Annotated in this window: 17 protein-coding genes; 15 read left to right on the top strand and 2 right to left on the bottom strand. The window is 45.9% G+C overall.

Translation table 11 applies throughout. The annotated features are described in order from the left end of the window. The first annotated feature begins 95 nt into the window (after positions 1–95). The 4 genes from LMH68_RS09130 to trmL all read left to right on the top strand — a co-directional run bounded on the left by LMH68_RS09130 (position 96) and on the right by trmL (position 3,415). Positions 96–785: a response regulator gene (locus LMH68_RS09130; RefSeq protein WP_017061163.1), complete on the top strand. Its 690-nt coding sequence runs from the start codon at positions 96–98 to the stop codon at positions 783–785. Beyond that, a complete protein-coding gene (gene cpxA / locus LMH68_RS09125; protein WP_017061164.1) occupies positions 785–2,164 on the top strand; it encodes an envelope stress sensor histidine kinase CpxA in 1,380 nt (459 codons plus the stop codon). The genes LMH68_RS09130 and cpxA overlap by 1 nt, the downstream gene beginning before the upstream one ends. A gap of 76 nt (positions 2,165–2,240) precedes the next feature. Then, the gene (locus tag LMH68_RS09120; RefSeq protein ID WP_017066564.1) at positions 2,241–2,858 is read left to right on the top strand and encodes a superoxide dismutase; all 618 of its coding nucleotides are present in this window, start codon (positions 2,241–2,243) and stop codon (positions 2,856–2,858) included. A 77-nt stretch (positions 2,859–2,935) separates the two neighbouring features. Continuing rightward, positions 2,936–3,415 (top strand): tRNA (uridine(34)/cytosine(34)/5-carboxymethylaminomethyluridine(34)-2'-O)-methyltransferase TrmL, encoded by a 480-nt coding sequence (trmL, locus tag LMH68_RS09115; protein WP_009844716.1) that lies wholly within the window; start codon positions 2,936–2,938, stop codon positions 3,413–3,415. Between the two features lie 188 nt (positions 3,416–3,603). Here trmL and LMH68_RS09110 read toward each other — a convergent pair whose 3' ends face one another. Then, the gene (locus LMH68_RS09110; RefSeq protein WP_012604974.1) at positions 3,604–4,128 is read right to left on the bottom strand and encodes an FxsA family protein; all 525 of its coding nucleotides are present in this window, start codon (positions 4,126–4,128) and stop codon (positions 3,604–3,606) included. A 284-nt stretch (positions 4,129–4,412) separates the two neighbouring features. Between LMH68_RS09110 and aspA the strand changes: the two genes are divergently transcribed. The 11 genes from aspA (at position 4,413) to LMH68_RS09055 (ending at position 19,059) form a co-directional block, all read left to right on the top strand. Continuing rightward, positions 4,413–5,864, top strand: coding sequence for an aspartate ammonia-lyase (aspA, locus tag LMH68_RS09105; protein WP_017063668.1), 1,452 nt, complete (start codon positions 4,413–4,415; stop codon positions 5,862–5,864). A gap of 181 nt (positions 5,865–6,045) precedes the next feature. Then, a complete protein-coding gene (locus LMH68_RS09100) occupies positions 6,046–7,353 on the top strand; it encodes an anaerobic C4-dicarboxylate transporter (protein ID WP_004729714.1) in 1,308 nt (435 codons plus the stop codon). Positions 7,354–7,863: 510 nt separating this feature from the next. Then, on the top strand, positions 7,864–9,312 hold the full coding sequence (locus tag LMH68_RS09095; RefSeq protein WP_017062726.1) for a YfcC family protein: 1,449 nt from the start codon (positions 7,864–7,866) through the stop codon (positions 9,310–9,312). 805 nt (positions 9,313–10,117) lie between these two features. Next, positions 10,118–11,341, top strand: coding sequence for an arginine deiminase (gene arcA, locus LMH68_RS09090; protein WP_017062724.1), 1,224 nt, complete (start codon positions 10,118–10,120; stop codon positions 11,339–11,341). Between the two features lie 73 nt (positions 11,342–11,414). Further along, a complete protein-coding gene (gene arcC / locus LMH68_RS09085; protein ID WP_229647414.1) occupies positions 11,415–12,326 on the top strand; it encodes a carbamate kinase in 912 nt (303 codons plus the stop codon). A 141-nt stretch (positions 12,327–12,467) separates the two neighbouring features. Continuing rightward, positions 12,468–13,478 carry an ornithine carbamoyltransferase gene (locus LMH68_RS09080; protein ID WP_017062722.1) on the top strand — a complete coding sequence of 337 codons (1,011 nt, stop codon included), beginning with the start codon at positions 12,468–12,470 and terminating at the stop codon, positions 13,476–13,478. Positions 13,479–13,968: 490 nt separating this feature from the next. Then, positions 13,969–14,898 (top strand): aspartate carbamoyltransferase, encoded by a 930-nt coding sequence (gene pyrB, locus LMH68_RS09075; RefSeq protein ID WP_017062721.1) that lies wholly within the window; start codon positions 13,969–13,971, stop codon positions 14,896–14,898. 15 nt (positions 14,899–14,913) lie between these two features. Beyond that, positions 14,914–15,378, top strand: a complete 465-nt coding sequence (pyrI, locus tag LMH68_RS09070; RefSeq protein WP_017062720.1) for an aspartate carbamoyltransferase regulatory subunit — start codon at positions 14,914–14,916, stop codon at positions 15,376–15,378. 327 nt (positions 15,379–15,705) lie between these two features. After that, positions 15,706–16,194 (top strand): arginine repressor, encoded by a 489-nt coding sequence (locus LMH68_RS09065; RefSeq protein WP_017063664.1) that lies wholly within the window; start codon positions 15,706–15,708, stop codon positions 16,192–16,194. A gap of 175 nt (positions 16,195–16,369) precedes the next feature. Continuing rightward, on the top strand, positions 16,370–18,217 hold the full coding sequence (locus tag LMH68_RS09060) for a protein-disulfide reductase DsbD (RefSeq protein ID WP_102333892.1): 1,848 nt from the start codon (positions 16,370–16,372) through the stop codon (positions 18,215–18,217). Between the two features lie 212 nt (positions 18,218–18,429). Continuing rightward, positions 18,430–19,059: a response regulator gene (locus LMH68_RS09055; RefSeq protein ID WP_017062717.1), complete on the top strand. Its 630-nt coding sequence runs from the start codon at positions 18,430–18,432 to the stop codon at positions 19,057–19,059. On the opposite strand, the gene LMH68_RS09050 is transcribed toward LMH68_RS09055, so the two are convergent. Next, the gene (locus LMH68_RS09050) at positions 19,056–20,807 is read right to left on the bottom strand and encodes a potassium/proton antiporter (RefSeq protein WP_229647413.1); all 1,752 of its coding nucleotides are present in this window, start codon (positions 20,805–20,807) and stop codon (positions 19,056–19,058) included. The two genes, LMH68_RS09055 and LMH68_RS09050, sit on opposite strands and share 4 nt — an antisense overlap. Positions 20,808–20,836: the final 29 nt, after the last annotated feature.

The following is a 20,836-nucleotide window of genomic DNA, read 5'->3' as shown; positions in this document are numbered from 1 at the left end:
TTAGAAAGCGTAAAGAATCGTAAAGAGTGAAAGTTGACGAATAATTAGCAGTATTATTAACCTGTAAATAGTAGATAACCGATTAAGGCTTCCCAATGGCGAACATTCTTCTTATTGATGACGACACCGAGTTAACCAGCTTACTCAAAGACATTCTGAGCTTTGAGGGCTTCACTGTTTCCGAAGCCAATGATGGCTATGCAGGGCTGGAAGCTATCAATGATGAGATTGACCTGATTCTTTTGGATGTGATGATGCCGCGTCTTAATGGCATGGAAACACTAAAGAAACTGAGAGAAAATTGGGAAACACCAGTGCTGATGCTGACCGCAAAAGGCGAAGAGATCGACCGTGTGATTGGTCTTGAACTTGGCGCGGATGATTACCTGCCTAAACCTTTCAGTGACCGAGAGTTGTTAGCTCGTATTCGAGCTATCTTGCGTCGTACTCAAACCAACACCGCACCTAAGGCGGCCAGTGATAGAGTTCAATATCAAGACATCGAAGTCTTCCCTGGCAAACAAGAAGCCTACTGCAATGGGGAGCTCATCGACCTCACCACAACCGAGTTCGCCCTACTGAGTCACCTTATCCAAAACCCAGGGCAAGTGATCACCAAAGAAGCATTGAGTTTGGATGTGCTGGGTAAAAGGCTCGCAGCGTTTGACCGCGCGATAGACATGCACATCTCTAATCTACGTAAGAAGATTCCTGAGCGCACTGACGGCAAATCACGCATCAAAACCTTACGAGGCCGTGGCTACTTATTGGTAGAGGAAGATTAATGCGTATACCTAAAATCACCAGCTTATATGGACGTATCTTTGCTATCTTTTGGTTCACCATGTTACTGGTGCTTTTGTCGGTGCTGTCACTTCCCCATTTAGACCCTCGAGTCGCGCGAGATGTGCCCGCAGATCACCTCGATAAACTCGAGCGTATCGCTAAAATCACAGAGAAACGCTACGCCAAAGAACCTAATCTGGGCAAGATTGTCTTCCAACTGGAGGCACCACGCAGCCGCAAGGATTCTAGAGCTCGCATCTACCTGACCGATCTTGAGGGCGCAGTCCTTACCTCGAAAAGGCATTCAGACTATAAGCTAAAGGCGATTCGTAACTTTGTTACCTCGATAGATAACCCTGAAGTGCCGAAACAAAAACTGTACGGACACTACATGGTGGCAGGTCCAGTACCCATCAAACTCGCGGGTGAAGAGTTGTTGATGTACGCCGGAATAAAGTGGACTCAACCACCTCCGTTCTTGTTACGCCTGTTTGATAGACCTCTGCAGTTACTGCTTGCGGTTATGCTAGCGAGTACCCCGCTATTGCTTTGGCTAGCTTGGGCACTGAGTCAACCCGCTCGCAGGCTAGAACGCGCGGCACAACGCGTGGCGAAAGGTCAATTCGAGGTCGATCCAACACTCGAAAAAGGTACTTCAGAGTTCAGACAAGCTGGTGAAAGCTTTAACCAGATGGTAGAAGCGGTAAACCAGATGATTTCGGGGCAACAACGCCTGCTCTCTGATATCTCACACGAGCTCCGCTCGCCACTGACACGTCTTCGCATGGCCAATGCACTGGCGATTCGTAAACAAGGCGAGAGCCAAGAGTTAGAACGCATTGATACCGAAGCACAGCGTTTGGAACAGATGATCAGTGAGCTGCTGACGCTATCTCGTATGCAGGTCGACAGCCATATTACTCGTGAGGTTCAGCCTATCTCGAGCCTATGGGAAGAGATCTTAAAAGACGCAGAGTTTGAAGCCGAACAGATGGGCAAACAACTGACGTTCTCGGAGATCCCAGAACGCTCTATTTCGGGGAACCCTAAACTGCTGATGAGTGCGCTAGACAACATTACACGCAATGCCATCTACTACGGTAAAGACCAAGTGGATGTACAGTTCCATGTGGTTCAAGATCAGCTAACAATTTGCGTCAATGATAATGGTGATGGTGTTCCAGAGGATGAACTCGATTCTATCTTCAGACCTTTTTACCGTGTCTCAACAGCGCGTGACAGAAACTCTGGCGGCACAGGGCTTGGATTAACCATTACTGAAAGTGCGATTCGCCAACACAGCGGAACCATCACCGCAACCCGCAGCCAGCTCGGTGGATTACAACTCGAAATCACCCTGCCTATCTTACCGGTGTAATACCCCCACAAAGATCGCAGTTGATAATGATTTTCATTACCATTATGGTAAATCCTCTAATTAAGGAGGATTTACCATGTCGCACACTTTCCCTGCTTTACCCTACGCTTACGATGCCCTAGAGCCTTACATTGACGCTAAGACAATGGAAGTGCATTACAGCAAGCACCATAGAACCTACTACGATAAGTTTGTTGCGGCGGTGTCTGGCAGCGAGCTAGAACAGCAATCTCTGACCGAGATCTTCGCCAACATCTCTCAGCACAGCCCGGCTGTTCGTAACAATGGCGGTGGCTACTACAATCACATCTTGTACTGGAACTGCATGTCGCGAGACGGCGGTGGTGAACCTACGGGCGAGCTTGGTGAGGCTATCAAGAGTACCTTCGGTGATTTCGAGACATTCCAAGATCAGTTCGCCCAAGCGGCGATCAATACCTTTGGCTCCGGCTTTGCTTGGCTAGTGGTAGAGCAAGGGCAACTGAAGATCATCTCAACCTCGAACCAAGATAATCCGTGGATGGATACCGTTGTCAGTGATGGCGAACCGATTCTTGCGCTCGATGTTTGGGAACACGCCTACTACATCAGCTACCAAAACCGTCGTCCTGATTACATCAACGCATGGTGGAATGTGGTGAATTGGAAGGCGGTTGCTGAAAACTACGCACAAGCACTCGCGAATAAAGCGTAAGCGAATGGTGGTGAACTGTACTCACTCAGCTTGCCACCGTATACTCGGGCTATCTTTGATTACTCTTGTGAACCAACATGTTTGATATCGCTCTATACGAACCAGAAATTGCACCCAATACGGGTAACATCATCCGCCTATGTGCTAACTGCGGCGCAAACCTGCACCTGATTGAACCGCTTGGCTTTGATTTTGAAGAGAAGAAGGTTCGTCGTGCTGGCTTGGATTACCACGACCTTGCGCGAGTTAAGCGTCACAAGAACCTAGAAGCTTTCCTTGAGTATCTTGAGAATGAACGCGAGGGTGACTTCCGCATCTTTGCCTGCACCACTAAAACGACAGGTCACCACGTTGATGCAAAATTCCAACAAGGTGATGTGTTGATGTTTGGCCCAGAGACTCGCGGCCTGCCTGCTGAGTTCATTGAAAGCATGCCAATGGAACAACGCATTCGTATTCCAATGATGCCAGACGCGCGCAGCCTGAACCTGTCTAACGCAGTGGCAATCATTGCTTTTGAAGCATGGCGACAAATGGGCTTTGAAGGCGCGGTATAACCGAACGCTCAAACTTATCTTTTATCTGTTATCTGTTATCTGTTATCTGTTATCTGTTATCGATAGTAAACAGTAAGTAACAGCTAGCGACAGACAATAAAAAAGCTCTTACCATTATCACTTTCTTGCGAAGGATAAAGGTAAGAGCCTTTTCTGTTTTCCCTCTATATAAAGAGAGAAAAAATTAATTAGTTTAAGCGGTTACGATCGTTGTCGTCGTCTTTCTTCTCAAACTCACCTTCAAAGGTGTTGCCGTCTTTTGATTGGTCAGATGGATCGCGATTGAATGGGTCTTGTCCAAATGGGCTCTGGCCAAAACCAGCTTGTCCACCGGCATGGAAACCACCAGACATGTTGGTCACCACCATTTTTTCCATCATTTTCTTGGCAATCATCGCTCTTGGTGCTGGCAATAATACCAACATACCGAGTGCGTCCGTCATAAAACCCGGAGTCAGCAGCAATACACCGGCAACTGCAAGCATCACGCCTTCAAGAATCTGTTGTGCTGGCATTTCGCCTTGTTGCAAACGACCTTGCACAGACATAAGTGTCTGAATGCCTTGGCTACGAACCAGCGATGCACCCACAAATGCAGTGATCAAAACCAACGCAATAGTTGGCCACAATCCTAAGAAGCCACCAACTTGAATAAATAGCCCAATCTCAATGATGGGTACGAAGATAAATAGTAATAATAAGATAGGAAACACACGCCCTCCTTTGTTACTTGCAGTTTACGCTGAAAGCCCTAACAATCTCAAATTTATCCGGTAAATAAGCGTGTTTATTGACCAAGAATAACTTTGCAAAATATTGACGAAACAAAACCGAAAAAGGTGATCCACTTAATATTTTTATGCGCTAAGTACAGTATCATGTGCCACATAAGTCAGGACGGATTTATCAGCCCAATATTCTAGCGAACGGAGTATTTGCACACAGAATAGGCTAATAACTAACTATATAATCAGAATAATTCTCTAAGGATCCTGTTATGGCTACTCAATCAGAAGCTCAAGTTGAAGCTCCTCAAGCTACTCGTCTCGAAGAAGATCTATTAGGTCAACGTCATGTTCCGGCTGATGCTTACTACGGCATCCACACTCTACGCGCAGTTGAAAACTTCAACATCTCAAATGTAACGATCTCAGATGTACCTGAATTCGTTCGCGGTATGGTGATGACTAAGAAAGCGGCGGCTTTAGCAAACAAAGAGTTAGGTGTAATTCCAAGCGAAGTGGCTAAATACATCATCCAAGCTTGTGACCTAATTCTAGACACGGGTAAGTGCATGGATCAGTTCCCATCGGACGTTTTCCAAGGTGGTGCTGGTACTTCTGTAAACATGAACGCAAACGAAGTTGTTGCGAACGTGGCTCTTGAACTTATGGGCAAAGAAAAAGGCCAATACGAGTTCATCAACCCGAACGACCATGTAAACCGCAGCCAATCTACAAACTGTGCTTACCCAACTGGCTTCCGTATCTCTGTTTACAACAGCGTTCGTAAACTGATTGATGCGATCGAATACCTAAAAGGTGCATTCGAGCTTAAGAGCCAAGAATTCAACACGATTTTGAAGATGGGTCGTACTCAGCTTCAAGACGCAGTTCCAATGACGGTTGGCCAAGAGTTCCACGCTTGGGCTGTAACCATCAATGAAGAAATCAAAAACCTAGAATACACTTCAAAACTACTGCTTGAAGTAAACCTAGGCGCAACGGCTATCGGTACAGGTCTGAACGCAGCACCGGGTTACCAAGGCCTAGCAGTGAAACACCTAGCAGAAGTAACAGGCCTAGAGTGTGTAGCGGCTGAAGATTTAATCGAAGCAACGTCTGACTGTGGCGCATACGTAATGACGCACGGCGCACTTAAGCGTCTAGCAGTTAAGCTATCTAAGATCTGTAACGACTTGCGTCTACTTTCTTCAGGTCCACGTACTGGTTTGAACGAGCTAAACCTACCTGAACTGCAAGCAGGTTCTTCAATCATGCCTGCTAAAGTAAACCCAGTTGTACCTGAAGTAGTAAACCAAGTTTGCTTCAAAGTTCTAGGTAACGACAACACGGTTTCTTTCGCTGCGGAAGGTGGTCAACTTCAACTGAACGTAATGGAACCTGTTATTGCACAAAGCATGTTTGAGTCTCTAGACATTCTGACAAACGCTTGTGTGAACCTGCGCGACAAGTGTGTAGACGGCATTACGGTAAACAAAGAAGTATGTGAAGCGCACGTATTTAACTCTATCGGTATCGTCACTTACCTAAACCCATACATTGGCCACCACGAAGGTGACATTGTTGGTAAGATCTGTGCAGAAACAGGTAAGAGTGTTCGTGATGTAGTTCTAGAACGCGGTTTATTGACCGAAGAAGAACTTGATGACATTTTCTCTGTTGAAAATCTAATGCATCCTCAGTATAAAGCTAAACGCTACGAATAACGGTAGCGAGAAAGGGCTCCAAACGGAGCCCTTTTTTAGGCTCCAATACGGTTAACCCTGCTGATCTTGTGGATTTCCGTTAGTTGCGTTTTTGCTTAATTAAACCTAAACCATAGAACTATTATGTGAACATTCCAGTGGCGAATGTTCACATAATAAAATCTAAAATGAGGTGTTACTTATGATTGCAGTAGAACTATTTGTCGTCCTGCTCTTTATCTTTTTGGGGGCCAGAATTGGCGGTATCGGTATTGGTTTTGCCGGTGGTGCTGGTGTTATTGCCCTTTCATTAATTCTTGGTGTTCCAACAAGCCAATCTTTTATCCCGGTCGATGTAATTTTGATCATCATGTCGGTTATCACCGCAATTGCAGCAATGCAGGTTGCTGGCGGTATGGACTGGTTGGTACAAATTGCAGAAAACTTTTTGCGTAAACACCCTGAACGTATCACCTTTTACGCGCCGATTGTGACCTTTGTAATGACACTAATGGCGGGTACTGGTCACACAGCATTCTCTACGTTGCCTGTTATTGCAGAAGTAGCAAAAGGCCAAGGTGTTCGTCCTTCTCGTCCACTGTCTATCGCAGTTGTAGCCTCTCAAATTGCGATCACAGCTTCGCCTATTTCGGCAGCAGTTGTGGCTTTCGCAGCGATGCTGGCACCCTTTGGTGTCGATTACCTAACGCTATTGATGGTTTGTATTCCAACAACCTTCATCGCTTGTATGGTTGGTGCGGTTGTCGCGAACTACATGGGCAGCGAACTGAAAGACGATCCTATTTACCAAGAACGTCTAGAGAAAGGTCTAATCAAGCTAGCAACAGAAGAGAAACGCGAAATTCTACCAACAGCGAAGAAGGCGACTTACATCTTCCTTGCAGCGATTGGTTTTGTTGTTTGCTACGCAGCCGCTATCTCTAGCTCTGTTGGCCTAATTGAAAACCCAGCACTGGGCCGTAACGAAGCGATCATGTCTGTGATGCTGGCAGCAGCAGCGGCAATCGTGATGTTCACTAAGATTGATGCAGCGAAGATTTCTTCGGCTCCAACATTCCGCTCTGGTATGACAGCATGTGTTTGTGTACTGGGTGTGGCTTGGTTAGGTTCAACGTTTGTGAATGCACACGTTGCTGAAATCAAAGACGTTGCTGGTGCTCTACTTGCTGACTACCCTTGGATGCTGGCTCTTGTTCTGTTCTTCGCTTCTATGCTGCTTTACTCTCAAGGCGCGACAACGGTTGCACTGATGCCTGCAGCTCTAGCGATTGGCGTAGCACCACTAACAGCCGTGGCTTCTTTTGCTGCGGTAAGTGCACTGTTCGTACTTCCAACTTACCCTACGCTACTGGCAGCGGTTGAGATGGATGACACAGGTTCAACTCGTATTGGTAAGTACGTATTTAACCACCCATTCTTCATTCCTGGTGTGGCAACAATCAGTACAGCGGTAGCACTCGGCTTCGCATTCGGCGGTCTGTTTATCTAACATTCGCTGGTGATTGAACATTTAAAAGGAAGCTTCGGCTTCCTTTTTTGTTTTCTGCTCAATGTGTTATTTGATACGCATCAAATAACCATTATAAACTTTAAAAACCGCCTAAAAATAAAGTTTGAATAAAATTCCAAGATTATTCTGCCTAATCATAAACAACACCTACCAAATCAATCTCCTTCCACTTCCAGTTAATCCACAACGAATATTAATCCAAGCTAACTAACCAAAAAACCTTGACGATTTTCTGCCATTTTTTAGCCCTTTTATTAGCCATTATTTTTGTGAACAGCACCAAACTTAAATACCGGAGTAAGGAATAAAATAACCGCAGCTAAATTAAATCTAACTTCATTTGGATTAGTAAATATAAAAACAACCTTAATTTAAAGTCAGCAACTTTATATCGTTGAGTGCTTTATAAGTGTCCGTGTATTTACAATCTATAAATCATTAGTCGCTAATTCACATCACTTCTATTTAAGATGATGTAAGGAGATAGCCATGACAACTCAAACGATACCAAGCGAGAAAAAAAAGGGCGGCTTCTTTGCCAACTTTAAATTCCCTTCTGCCTACACCATTCTATTTATTCTGATTGCGTTCGTCGCACTGCTTACCTGGATTGTTCCAGCAGGCCAATACGACCGTGCAATGAATGAAGAGCTAGGCCGAGAAGTACCCGTAACCGGAACCTATCAAGCGGTAGAAGGTAACCCTCAAGGCGTGATTGATGTACTGCTCGCGCCTATTGACGGCTTCTATGACCACAATAGCTATGAAGCGGCGGCTATCGACGTTTCGCTGTTCATCTTAATCATTGGTGGCTTCTTAGGGCTAGTAACCAAAACGGGTGCCATTGATGCCGGTATCGAGCGCGTCACCGCCCGCTTAGAAGGGCGAGAAGAGTTGATGATACCAATACTGATGGCGCTATTTGCCGCAGGTGGTACCGTCTACGGCATGGCGGAAGAATCACTGCCCTTCTATACATTGCTAGTGCCGGTAATGATGGCAGCTCGCTTTGACCCTCTTGTTGCCGCTGCGACCGTACTGCTTGGTGCAGGTATTGGGGTGCTGGGTTCAACGATTAACCCATTCGCAACCGTGATCGCTGCCAACGCCTCTGGTATTCCATTTACAGACGGTATCGTGTTGCGCATTGCGATGTTGATTATTGGTTGGGGTATTTGTGTTGCCTACGTAATGCGTTACGCAAGAATGGTTCAAGCCGATCCAACAACATCAATTGTCTACGACAAATACGAAGAGAACAAAGCGCACTTCTTAGGTAATGCGAGCGGCGAAAAACTTGAATTCACCGCGACTCGCAAACTGATTCTGACCATTTTTGGTGGCTCGTTCGCTGTAATGATTTATGGTGTATCCGTTGCTGGATGGTGGATGGCTGAGATCTCAGCGATGTTCTTAGCAGCAACCATCATCGTTGGTATTGTGGCTCGCATGAGCGAAGAAGAGTTTACCACCAGCTTCATTGATGGTGCCCGCGACCTACTTGGCGTTGCGCTCATCATAGGTATTGCACGTGGTATCGTAGTGGTGATGGACCGCGGTATGATCACCGATACCATTCTCTTCTCAGCAGAACAGATGGTAACGGGGCTTTCTTCGGTTATCTTCATTAACGTGATGTTCTTCTTAGAGATTCTACTGTCGTTCTTAGTGCCATCGACCTCTGGCTTAGCGGTACTGACCATGCCAATCATGGCACCACTGGCCGACTTTGCTGGCGTAGGTCGTGACTTGGTTATCACTGCGTACCAATCTGCATCTGGCTTGGTGAACCTAATCACCCCAACCTCCGCGGTGGTGATGGGTGGTTTGGCGATTGCTCGTGTCCCTTACGTGCGCTGGGTTAAATGGGTGATGCCACTAGTCGGTATATTGATGGTGTTCTGCATTGTTGTACTGAGTATTGGTGCGCTGATCTAACTAACAGCACTTCACTCCTTTCTCATCCAAAGCCGCTTCTCACAGCGGCTTTTTTATTGTTCCCTCTCAATGTAACCCTCTGCCACTGAAACAGATCCTCAAAGCCATACACGCGATATTCAAGGTTCTTCTGTTCGTAGCCAAGCTCAACTAAACTCAAAGCACTCGCAATAGAAGAATCAATCCTACTTTTAAACATCTAATTTTCTTGATGAAATAACACTCTATTTTCAACCATGATGTTTAAACAAATAGTTAGTCACTTATTAGCGTTAATTATATTTAAAGTAATTAATAGCCTAATAAACAGACGAGGATTAATGCCCTTTTCTATCAAAAAACACACTTAAACAGCCGATTTTAAAATGTGATCGCAACAGCTTTATTCGCATTTACTTTGTTAATAAACAATTAATTCCACATCCAAAATTAAATATCTAAATAAAAACACTGCATACTTCCAAGCTAAGTACACTCTTATCAATAAAACTATTCTGCATATAATCCCTCGTAAATTAGATTCTAGTAAGTTTCGTCAAAAAAGCGTGCATAAAGTTCCCTAACTGCTAACTATTTAGAATGTATTATTCATAACTGAAAGTGCATAAAGTTTGTTAAAACCCTTAATTTTAAAGGGCTGCGGGATAAAAAACGATTTGTGATAGATCTCTAAGAATACCTGACTAGCAGGCGTAATATTAATTCCAGACAAGAGATATGAATAAATAATTCATTCTTCTCAACTGAAAATAAATAATTACTCTTAGCGATAAAAGTAATTCAAATATATAAGAGAGAGACGATCATGAGTAAGTTCTATGTAGGTTCTGAAATAGGTCAATTACGCCGCGTTCTAGTTCACCGTCCAAGACGCGCACTGACTCACCTAACACCCTCTAACTGTCACGATTTACTATTTGATGACGTACTGGCTGTTGAACGTGCTGGTAAAGAGCATGACGCATTTACTCAAACGCTGCGTGATCAAGGTGTTGAAGTTCTTCTTCTTACTGACCTACTAGCAGACACGCTAGCAGTGCCAGAAGCGAAAGATTGGCTTTTGAATCATCAAGTTTCTGATTACCGCTTAGGCAAAACCTTTGCTAACGATGTGCGCTGCTACTTGGGCGACTTACCAAACCTAGAACTAGCAAAAATCCTAACGGGTGGTCTGTCTTACGCTGAGATGCCAATGAAATCATCTTCAATGATGCAAGGCATGCACGCACCAACCGACTTCATTATCGAACCGCTACCAAACCACCTATTTACTCGTGACACATCTTGCTGGGTATACGGTGGCGTATCCATCAACCCGATGGCGAAACCTGCTCGTCAACGTGAAACCAACCACGTTCGCGCTATTTACCGCTGGCACCCAACATTTGCTGGCCAAGACTTCATTAAGTACTTCGGCGATGAAGAAAACATCAGCTACGACAACTCAACCATTGAAGGCGGTGACGTTCTTGTAATCGGTCGCGGTACGGTTCTTATCGGTATGTCTGAGCGTACAACAGCACAAGGTGTTGAGCACTTAGCATCTAGCCTATTCAAACACGGTCAAGCGAAACAAGTTATCGCAATGCAGCTACCAAAACACCGCTCTTGCATGCACTTAGACACCGTTATGACGCACATGAACGAAGATACGTTCTCTGTTTACCCTGAAGTGGTGAGTAAAGACGTACAGTGCTGGAACCTAACTGGTGATGAGTCTGGCGCAGTGAAAGTGAAAGAAGAAGGCTACTTCGTAACAGCTATCGAAAAAGCACTTGGCGTAGACAAGCTAAACCTAATCACGACCGGTGGTGACAACTTCCATGCAGAACGTGAGCAGTGGAACGATGCAAACAACGTTCTAACGGTTAAACCTGGCGTTGTGATTGGCTACGAAGGCAACACCTACACCAATGAAAAATACGATAAAGCAGGCATCACAGTTCTTCCTATCCCTGGAGATGAACTTGGCCGCGGTCGCGGTGGCGCACGCTGCATGAGCTGCCCAATTGAGCGTGATGGTATCTAATCACTAAGACGAAAACGGCCAAGTTGAATGATCTTAAATAATCTCAGCTTGGCCAAAATGAGAGAACACAATTATGACTAAGCAAACTGTTGTTGTTGCACTCGGCGGTAATGCCTTACTTCGTCGCGGTGAGCCGTTAGAAGCCGATGTTCAACGCCGTAATATTGAAACAGCGGTTAAAAACATCTCTGAAATCGCGAAAGTGTACAACGTGGTTCTAGTACATGGTAATGGCCCACAAGTTGGTTTACTGGCTCTGCAAGGTTTGGAATACAAAAAAGTAAACCCGTATCCGCTAGATGTATTGGGCAGTGAGACTCAAGGCATGATCGGCTACATGCTGATGCAAGAGTTCAAGAACTATCTACCTAACCGCAACATCTCGTGCATGTTGACGCAAATGACCGTTGATCCAAACGATCCTGCATTCGCCGATCCAACGAAGCCGATTGGCCCGATCTACGAAGAAGCGGAAGCGCGTGAATTGGCGGAGAAATTCCACTGGATCGTCAAACCAGACGGCCAACACTTCCGTCGCGTTGTGCCAAGCCCACGCCCTACTGGCATTGTTGAGCACGAAGCGATCACCCAACTTATCGATGCAGGCCACCTAGTGATTTGTACTGGCGGCGGTGGCATCCCAGTGAAAAAAGAGAACGGCAAATTAGTGGGTGTTGAAGCGGTTATCGACAAAGACATGTCAGCGGCTTTCTTAGCGAAACAACTGGATGCGGATGCACTGCTTATTTTGACCGACGCGGACGCTGTTTACCTTGATTGGGGCAAACCGACTCAACACGCACTGCGCAGCACCACACCAAGTGAACTGGCGAAATTCGAATTTGATGCAGGCTCTATGGGACCAAAAATTGAAGCATCGTGCGAATTCATTCAGCAAGGCGGCAAAGTCGTCGGTATTGGTGCACTCGAAGATGGTTTGCAAATCCTGCAAGGCTTGGCGGGCACCAACATCACCAAAGATTAATCTACTCGCGAGCTTTTCAAACCTTGCGAGAAAACTGAATCACCGTTTGAACTGAAATTAATACACAAAAATTGAATCGCGCTTTCTTGAATTTTCTTTCCCTGTAACAAGAAAGCGCCTAAATCTAAGAAGGAATACATCATGGCTTTTAACCTACGCAATCGTAACTTCCTAAAACTACTAGATTTCACTCCACGCGAAATTCAACACTTATTAGATCTTTCTATGGAGCTAAAAAAAGCGAAGTACAACGGTTACGAACAGCCAACACTAACTGGCAAAAACATTGCGCTTATCTTTGAGAAAACCTCAACTCGTACTCGCTGTGCATTCGAAGTAGCGGCATTCGACCAAGGCGCTCGCGTGTCTTACTTAGGCCCATCTGGCTCTCAAATTGGCCACAAAGAATCAATGAAAGATACCGCTCGCGTTCTTGGCCGTATGTACGATGGCATTGAATACCGCGGCTTCGGTCAAGAGATTGTTGAAGAGCTAGGCGCTTACGCTGGAGTTCCAGTATGGAATGGTCTGACTGACGAATTCCACCCTACACAAATTCTTGCTGACTTCCTAACCATGACGGAATACGGCCGTGGTAAACAACTGCATGAAATCAGCTTTGCTTACCTAGGTGATGCTCGCAACAACATGGGTAACTCTCTGATGGTTGGCGCAGCGAAAATGGGCATGGACATTCGCCTTGTTGCTCCAAAACAGTTCTGGCCACAAGAAGAACTATTGGCTCAGTGTCGTGAAATCGCAGAGCACACAGGTGGCAAAATTACACTGACTGAAGATGTTCAAGAAGGCGTGCAAGGTTGTGACTTCCTGTACACCGACGTTTGGGTATCTATGGGCGAAGCGAAAGAAGCATGGGCTGAGCGTATCAACCTAATGATGCCTTACCAAGTGAACATGGAAATGCTGAAAGCAACGGGTAACCCACATGTGAAATTCATGCACTGTCTGCCAGCTTTCCATGGCGAAGATACCACGGTAGGCAAACAACTTGCGGCTGAATATCCACAGCTAAAAGACGGTGTGGAAGTGACTGATGAGGTAGTTGAGTCTGAATACTCTATCGTGTTCGATGAAGCTGAAAACCGCATGCACACCATCAAAGCAGTAATGGTTGCAACACTAGGCAGTTAATTACCTAAACAGCTAAGAATCGAAACAACTAAGAAGTTAAGCACTCACTTGTTCGCGAGACATTGACAAGTTAAGTGTAATGACAGGGAAATGCGGGCGGCGAACTTGGGATTTAGCCCTTGGATAAAGCCCGCATTTTTTTTCATGTACTTGAGGGCATTATCGCCCCAAAAACCCTGAGATTTTCTGTTTCAACAAGGGCTTAAATCAAAGCAAAATGTAGAGGTTATTTCGCATAAAAATCCATTAAATGAATACTTTACAGAAAGTATTGCATGCCGTTTTTATCTGAGTATAATCCTCCGCAATTTGTCTTAAGAGAGCAAAAAATGAACTGCAATTCTGTCGCACATGATTGTCAAACTACACGCCAAAGAGTGGCGGTGGTGTCATTTTTATTTTGCTCTATTGATCGTTTCGAAGCCTCCTATTTTTAGGGGGCTTTTTTTTTGTCCGCAATTTGACTGTATGCATAGAAGGAAGACCCGTTATGGCGCATTCGTTATTTAACAAGCACATCATCTCCATACCTGAGCTCACTCGTAATGAACTGGAGCTTATCGTCGACACAGCAGCAAGACTCAAGGCCGAGCCAAACCCAGAGTTGCTGAAAAATAAAGTCGTTGCGAGCTGCTTCTTTGAGCCTTCAACTCGAACTCGCCTTTCATTTGAGACCGCCGTCCAGCGCCTTGGTGGCACGGTCATTGGCTTTGATAATGGCGGTAACACCTCACTGGCGAAGAAAGGCGAAACACTTGCCGATTCAGTGCAGGTTATTTCATCCTACGTCGATGCCTTTGTAATGCGTCACCCACAAGAAGGGGCAGCACGTTTAGCGTCTGAATTTTCTAACGGTGTGCCGGTAGTAAACGGCGGCGACGGTGCTAACCAGCACCCGACGCAAACCTTGCTGGACCTGTTCTCGATTTACGAAACACAAGGCACGCTCGATAACCTCAATGTGGCGTTCGTCGGCGACCTAAAATATGGCCGTACCGTGCACTCATTGACGCAAGCACTATCGAAATTCAATAACGTGCGTTTCTTCTTTATCGCGCCAGAAGTCTTAGAGATGCCAGATTACATCTGTGAAGAATTGGAAGAGATGGGCATCCAATACAGCACTCACAGCAGCATTGAAGAAGTCGTGCCGGAACTGGATGTTCTGTACATGACTCGCGTGCAGAAAGAGCGCTTTGATGCGTCGGAATACGCACACATGAAATCGGCTTACATCCTCACCGCCGATACATTGAAAGACGCTCGTCAAAACATGAAGGTACTTCACCCGCTGCCACGCGTCGACGAAATCACCACCGACGTTGATAAAACGCCACACGCTTACTACTTCGAACAAGCTGAAAACGGTGTATACGCTCGCGAAGCCCTATTGGCCCTAGTTCTTAACGACACTTTATAAGCAGGAGAAACAGTCATGGTTAAACAAACTCAGCTACAAGTAGAAGCGATCCGTAACGGCAGCGTGATTGACCACATCCCTGCTCACCTTGGTATCAAAATCCTTAAACTGTTTAAGCTACACAAGACAGAACAGCGCATCACTATGGGCTTAAACCTGCCATCATCGGCACTTGGCCATAAAGATCTAATCAAGATTGAGAACATCTTCCTGACCAAGGAACAAGCCAACCAATTGGCTCTTTATGCTCCGCAGGCAACGGTCAATCAGATTGAAGAGTATAAAGTGGTTAATAAGCTAACCCTTGTGCTGCCAGAGCAAATCCACAGTGTCTACTCTTGCCCGAATAGCAACTGTATTTCGCACGGTGAACCTGTCGAAAGCAGCTTTAAAGTGCAGCTAAAACAGGAAAACGTGCAGCTAAAATGTCACTACTGTGAAAAAGTATTCTCTCGCGAGATCATGAGTGAAATTCGCTAACCCTTAGCGCCATTATCACGGTCTCCAAAGCACCCTAATACCGATGGATATTTATGCCAAACTTGGAATAAATATCCATTTAACAAAAGAATAAAACTCCAAAATAAAAGCAATTAACTAGAATTTTATTTGGTGATCCCCTTCAAAAAGATAACCATCCTTTAGTGGTAGACTCAATGGGTAGACGATCATACATCACGCATACCTTCCCTCTTTATTTCGGGATTCATCGGTAAGCCCTATTTAACAATCGTACTCTACGGCTTTGGGAGTACGCTCGGCGCTATGGACAAGCGATAACCACATGTTGACCTTAAGGAGTTGTTCATGAACCCAATCACTGAGCACGGTTGCTTGTATTCAGCTGAAGATAAAACACTGACTGCAGCGTGCAAACGCTTACTACAACAACAAAGCTTCTCGACCCAAAATCAACTGCGAGAGAAACTCGTCGATATTGGCTATACCGGTATCAGCCAATCGACCGTATCTCGTATTTTGTCACAGCTTGGTGTTGTCAAAATTCAGAATGCTTGCGGTAAAAAGGTTTACTGCATCACGGTTGAAAGTGCACCGGTTCGTGTCGATGCATCCATCTCATCGCAAATCGAATTCATCACTCATAACCAAGCGATGGTCATCGTAAAAACTCATCCAGGTTGTGCTCAATTAGTCGCAAGATTAGTCGATATCGACCCACATACTGAGATTATCGGCACCGTTGGCGGTAATGATACCGTGCTTATTATTCCAAAAGATACGATGAATATTGATGCTTGCGAACAAGTAGTAAAAGCACGCTTGGGTGTAGCTTAAATGTCTCTTTTACAAAGGCAAGTCACTCAAGTTGAATTGCAGCTCCCCACTCGATTACCCAATAAAATCGCTATCCCGCCTTAGGGGATATTTGTTTGCCGATGAAACTAATAGCAAACTATTACGGTCTGATTGAGTTAAGATACCTTCAACTCCATTTTGATGACTAAATAGTATGCGACGACTTGCCACATTACTTTTTGTTTGTGTTTCCCTATTCACCCAGCCTGCGTGGGCGCTATTTGGGAACGACAACGCCGAGCCAAGCTTCGGAGGCAATAACAATGGTTTTGTCCCTGTAGACCAAGCTTTCCCTTTCAATTACTACCAGCAAGACGACAAAGTCCTTCTCGACTGGCAAGTAAAAGAGGGCTACTACCTCTATCAACATAGCCTCTCGTTCACCGGGCAAAATCTCGCTATCGGTAATGTTGAATTAGAAGATGGTAAGCCGCACCAAGATGAATTCTTCGGTGAGGTGAGCATTTATACTCAGCCGTTATTCGTGCAAGTTCCTCTGCAGAGTTACCAAGATGGCTCACAGCTGATCGTTAAGTATCAAGGCTGTGCGGACGCAGGGTTCTGCTACCCACCAGAGACTCGTATCATCGACATTGAACCTTTCACAGCAACAGGTTCTGCTAATTCGCAAGGTAGTGACTCACAAGCTTCATCTTCTGCTGGCAACGAAACCGATGTTTCTACGCAACCAACATCTCCGAAAGCAGACGTTGTAAGTAACACGACTCAACAGCCAAATGCCCCTGTTTCAAAAGAAGCAGGCTTAGCCGATAAGCTCGGTGACAGTTGGTGGACCCCTCTATTATTCTTAGCACTCGGTGTTGGTTTAGCCTTTACGCCGTGTGTGCTGCCTATGTATCCGATTCTAACGGGTATCGTTTTAGGTGGTGGCAAACTCAGCCAAGGTCGCGCGCTGATGCTGTCCTTTATTTACGTGCAAGGCATGGCGTTAACCTACACCTTATTAGGTTTAGTGGTTGCTTCAGCAGGCATGCAATTCCAAGCCGCTATGCAGCACCCTTACGTGCTGATCGCGCTGAGTGTTCTGTTCGTGGCGTTAGCAATGTCGATGTTTGGCGTTTATAACCTGCAACTGCCAAGCAGCATCCAAACTTGGCTCAACAACCAAAGCAACAAGCAGCAAGGTGGCAATACCTTGGGCGTATTCGCAATGGGCGCTATCTCTGGCTTGGTGTGTTCACCTTGTACCACGGCGCCATTGTCAGGCGCACTGCTGTATGTGGCTCAGAGTGGTGACCTATTTACCGGTGCAATTGCTCTGTACGCGTTGGCTATGGGTATGGGTATCCCACTGATTTTAGTGGCAGTGTTTGGTAATAAGCTATTGCCTAAAGCGGGCAGCTGGATGAACAAGGTGAAGATCGTATTCGGCTTTATCTTGCTTGCCGCGCCTATCTTCCTGCTAGAGCGCATCATTCCTGAATTGTGGGCAACCGTGCTTTGGTCTGGCCTTGGCTTCATCGCCTTTGGTTGGCTTTACCACAGTAAGAATGCACTGCCATTTGGTGGCTGGAAGCAAAGCGCTGTGGGCATCATTGCGATGCTTGGCCTGTTCGCATCAGCTCAACCTGCGCTCAATTACTGGTTTGCAGAAAAGAGCGTGACGGTAGAACAACACATCCAATTTGCACGCATCAACACGGTTGAAGAACTAGAAATCCAGCTCATCGAAGCGAAGAAACTCGGTAAGCCTGTGATGCTCGACTTCTACGCCGATTGGTGTGTGGCATGTAAAGAATTCGAGAAGTACACCTTCCATCAAGCTGATGTGGAAAACAAGCTTTCTGACTTCGTACTGCTACAAGCCGATGTAACGAGAAACATGCCTCAAGACATTGAACTGCTTAAACAATTACAGGTACTTGGCTTACCTACGATTGAGTTCTGGGATGGTGAGGGTAACCATGTTCCAAATGCTCGTGTAACCGGTTTTATGCCTGCCGATGTATTCTTAAAACACATGCAAAACCACCAGCTATAACGGCAATATTCACTAAAATATAAGCCGAATCGAAAGCCGCACCGCCCCTCCGTAACGAGATGGCAGTGCGGCTTTTTTGCTATTCAGAGTAACGCTTTCTTATTCCGGGGATAAAAGTCGATATGGTTCAGACTTTTAATGCATAGATATTGTCCACATACTCAATCAGGATGATAATAAATATTAACTAAATTGTTAAAAGTATGAACGTCATGGACTCGACCTATACCATCATCATTGCTGATGACCACCCTCTCTTTCGCAACGCCCTGTTTCAGTCAGTTCATATGGCGATCAGTGGTGCGAACCTGCTTGAGGCCGATTCTCTCGATGCCTTACTGACTCTGCTAAAGAAAGAAGGCGAGCCGGATCTATTACTGCTCGACCTGAAAATGCCGGGCGCCAATGGCATGTCAGGCTTAATTCAACTGCGCGCTGAATACCCAGATCTACCGATTGTGGTGGTTTCTGCCAGTGAAGATGCCAGCGTGGTCACTCAGGTGAAGAGCCACGGTGCGTTTGGCTTTATTCCTAAGTCGAGTGATATGCGTGAGTTGGTGAGTGCACTGAATCAAGTGCTGAATGGCGACCCGTTCTTCCCTGAAGGGCTTATCACCAATAATGCAGCGTGTAGCGACCTTGCAGAAAAGATTTCCACACTGACGCCTCAGCAATACAAGGTATTAGGGATGCTTTCTGACGGCTTGCTTAACAAGCAAATCGCGTATGAATTGAATGTTTCGGAAGCGACCATCAAAGCACATATGACGGCCATCTTCCGTAAACTGGATGTGAAAAATCGTACTCAAGCGGTTATCTTGCTACAAGAAGTCCACAATTAAGCTTCACTGATATCCTCTTCTAAAGTCGTCTTAGGTAAACATAAACCCAACCTGACGACTTTATGATCATCTATCTCTGCAACCACCCAAGTGATGTCATGCCACTCAAAGCTATCACCCAATACAGAGTGTGCGCCAAGCTCTTGAGCAACCAATTGTTTTAGCGTCATTTCTCGCTCTTCTTCCGAGCCAAGTTCAATACCATAACAATCACTCACTGCCGCAACTGATAGCTCAACATCCAAGAAGAAGTCACCAAAGAATCGTGCCGCCTCTTCTGCTAGAGGCGCCTCACTGAACAACGAACTTAAGCTGTCCAAATCTTTGTCTTGACCAAGCACACATAAGATATCGTTCGCCTCTAACACGGTGCTGCCTGATGGGTGAAGCAAGGCATCCTTTCTAAACAGTGCAGTAATTCGCGTTCCTTCCGGCATAGACAAACGCTTTAGTGGTTCGCCCACACACCACTTCTCTTCTTTCAGCTTGTAGACAAACATCTCCCACTCACTAGCAGGGTAAATTTCAATGCCAGTACGAGAAATCGGTGTCGGCGTTGGAGGTAGCGTCACTTGAGCCAATCTCGCGACTTTCATCAAGCTGCCGCCTTGAACAATCAGCGACACCATAACCACGAAGAACGCGATGTTGAAGTAAAGCTGAGCATTAGGCAGGCCAGCCATCATCGGGAACACCGCCAGAATGATCGGTACCGCGCCGCGTAGACCGACCCAAGAAACAAACCAACGTTCCTTGGTGGTAAAGCTTCTGAACGGCAGCAAACCCAACCAAACCGACAGCGGACGAGCAAACAAAATCATACCGAAGGCCAGTGCCAGCGCAGGCAGAGCAATGTCCATCAACGTTGATGGCGTCACCAATAAACCCAATACCAAGAACATCACGATCTGGCTTAGCCACGTCATGCCATCAAGAACATTAAGAATCGAGTGTCGCGAGCGCGTCGGACGATTACCAATGAACAAGCCCACTAGGTAAATCGATAAGATGCCGCTGCCGCCAAGCATGTTAGAGAACGCAAACAGAGCCACGCCCCCACTGAGTACCAGAATGGAATAAAGGCCATCAGCCAATTGTACTCGATTGATTAAGCTCCATAGAACCCAGCCGCCGCCAATACCAACAAGAGTACCGATACCAAACTGCATCGCAAAACTTTGCAGTAGGAAGTTCATTTCCATCTCAGCGTCAGGGTTACCTAACAGCGCAATTAAGGTCACCGTCAGGAAGACCGCCATTGGGTCGTTAGTGCCCGATTCGATCTCTAGGGTTGAGCCAACACGCTCATTGAGACTCTGTCCTTTCAGCAAAGAGAATACCGCTGCCGCATCGGTTGAACCAACAATCGCCCCGACCAAGATGCCCTGCATTAATGACAAGTCAAACAGCCAAGCCGCCATTAATCCGGTTAAGGTTGCTGTACATGCGACACCTATCGTCGCCAGCGAGAGCGAAGGCCAGAAAGCGACCTTGAAGCTCGCCACCTTGGTTCGCATACCGCCATCCAACAGAATCACGGCAAGCGCAAGGTTACTCACCAAGTAGGTCAGTGAGTAATCATCGAAATGAATATTACCGGGTCCATCTTCACCCGCTAACATACCAACGAATAAAAAGATCAAAAGAATCGGAACGCCCAATCGTGAGGACACTTGTGAGAAAAGCACACTGATGGCGATGAGCACCGCACCAGTTAAAAATAAGTGGTTGATAGTTATTGCGTCCAATTCGTTCCCCCAAAGAATAAAACTCAAGA

The organism is Vibrio sp. F13, from assembly GCF_020806305.2.
Taxonomy (GTDB): domain Bacteria; phylum Pseudomonadota; class Gammaproteobacteria; order Enterobacterales; family Vibrionaceae; genus Vibrio; species Vibrio crassostreae_C.
This window is presented reverse-complemented; position numbering and strand designations above follow the sequence as displayed.

Bases quoted from the DNA above. Each gene is read 5' to 3' on its own strand.
- LMH68_RS09130 (WP_017061163.1), top strand. From the start codon at position 96: ATGGCGAACATTCTTCTTATTGATGACGACACCGAGTTAACCAGCTTA.
- cpxA (WP_017061164.1), top strand. From the start codon at position 785: ATGCGTATACCTAAAATCACCAGCTTATATGGACGTATCTTTGCTATC.
- LMH68_RS09120 (WP_017066564.1), top strand. From the start codon at position 2,241: ATGTCGCACACTTTCCCTGCTTTACCCTACGCTTACGATGCCCTAGAG.
- trmL (WP_009844716.1), top strand. From the start codon at position 2,936: ATGTTTGATATCGCTCTATACGAACCAGAAATTGCACCCAATACGGGT.
- aspA (WP_017063668.1), top strand. From the start codon at position 4,413: ATGGCTACTCAATCAGAAGCTCAAGTTGAAGCTCCTCAAGCTACTCGT.
- LMH68_RS09100 (WP_004729714.1), top strand. From the start codon at position 6,046: ATGATTGCAGTAGAACTATTTGTCGTCCTGCTCTTTATCTTTTTGGGG.
- LMH68_RS09095 (WP_017062726.1), top strand. From the start codon at position 7,864: ATGACAACTCAAACGATACCAAGCGAGAAAAAAAAGGGCGGCTTCTTT.
- arcA (WP_017062724.1), top strand. From the start codon at position 10,118: ATGAGTAAGTTCTATGTAGGTTCTGAAATAGGTCAATTACGCCGCGTT.
- arcC (WP_229647414.1), top strand. From the start codon at position 11,415: ATGACTAAGCAAACTGTTGTTGTTGCACTCGGCGGTAATGCCTTACTT.
- LMH68_RS09080 (WP_017062722.1), top strand. From the start codon at position 12,468: ATGGCTTTTAACCTACGCAATCGTAACTTCCTAAAACTACTAGATTTC.
- pyrB (WP_017062721.1), top strand. From the start codon at position 13,969: ATGGCGCATTCGTTATTTAACAAGCACATCATCTCCATACCTGAGCTC.
- pyrI (WP_017062720.1), top strand. From the start codon at position 14,914: ATGGTTAAACAAACTCAGCTACAAGTAGAAGCGATCCGTAACGGCAGC.
- LMH68_RS09065 (WP_017063664.1), top strand. From the start codon at position 15,706: ATGAACCCAATCACTGAGCACGGTTGCTTGTATTCAGCTGAAGATAAA.
- LMH68_RS09060 (WP_102333892.1), top strand. From the start codon at position 16,370: ATGCGACGACTTGCCACATTACTTTTTGTTTGTGTTTCCCTATTCACC.
- LMH68_RS09055 (WP_017062717.1), top strand. From the start codon at position 18,430: ATGGACTCGACCTATACCATCATCATTGCTGATGACCACCCTCTCTTT.